This is a genomic window from Streptomyces sp. SID12488 (assembly GCF_010548275.1).
Taxonomy (GTDB): domain Bacteria; phylum Actinomycetota; class Actinomycetes; order Streptomycetales; family Streptomycetaceae; genus Streptomyces.
Genome location: NZ_JAAGLT010000093.1, coordinates 1 through 817 on the forward strand (window position 1 = coordinate 1; position 817 = coordinate 817).

The 817-nt window shown below is 67.3% G+C and carries 2 pseudogenes; both read right to left on the reverse strand.

Features of this window, described 5'->3' with window-relative positions:
* Nucleotides 1-229 (reverse strand): annotated as a pseudogene (locus tag G3I56_RS42625) (2-oxoacid:ferredoxin oxidoreductase subunit beta); the annotation flags it as partial.
* A pseudogene (locus tag G3I56_RS42630) lies at nucleotides 222-817 on the reverse strand (2-oxoglutarate ferredoxin oxidoreductase subunit alpha); the annotation flags it as partial. The pseudogenes G3I56_RS42625 and G3I56_RS42630, both read right to left, overlap by 8 nt.

The window sequence follows — 817 nt, forward strand, 5'->3', positions numbered from 1 at the left end:
AGGAGCACCCGATCCCCGACACGAAGACGATGTTCTCCTTCGCCAGGCCGAGTTCGGGCATGAAGCCCTGTACGGCGGCGAGGACGGCGTAGTCCCCGCAGCCGGGGCACCAGCGCACTTCCTGGTCTGACTTGAAGTCCTTCATGGACTGCCTGGCCTCGGCCTTGGGCACCAGGGTCAGTGCCTCGATCGAGCCGGTACCGGCGCCTTCCGTGGACGTCTCAGCCATCGATGGCCTCCTTGAGAGCCGTGGCGAGCTGTTCGGCCTTGAACGGCATACCGTTGACCTGGTTGTACGAGTGGGCGTCCACCAGGTACTTCGCCCGGATCAGCGTGGCGAGCTGGCCGAGGTTCATCTCGGGGATAACGACATGGTCGTAGCGCCGCAGCACCTCGCCGAGATTCCTCGGGAAGGGGTTGAGGTGGCGCAGATGGGCCTGCGCGATGGACTCGCCCGCCGCCCGCAGCCGGCGTACCGCCGCGGTGATCGGCCCGTAGGTGGAGCCCCAGCCCAGTACCAGGGTGTTGGCCGCGCCGGACGGGTCGTCGACCACCAGATCCGGTACGTCGATGCCGTCGATCTTGGCTTGGCGGGTGCGGACCATGAGGTCGTGGTTGGCGGGGTCGTAGGAGATGTTGCCGGTGCCGTCCTGTTTCTCGATGCCGCCGATGCGGTGTTCGAGTCCGGGGGTGCCGGGGATGGCCCAGGGGCGGGCGAGGGTGTGCGGGTCCCGTTTGTAGGGCCAGAAGACTTCGGTGCCGTCGTCGAGGGTGTGGTTGGGTCCCTGGGCGAACTGGACGCGCAGGTCGGGGAGTT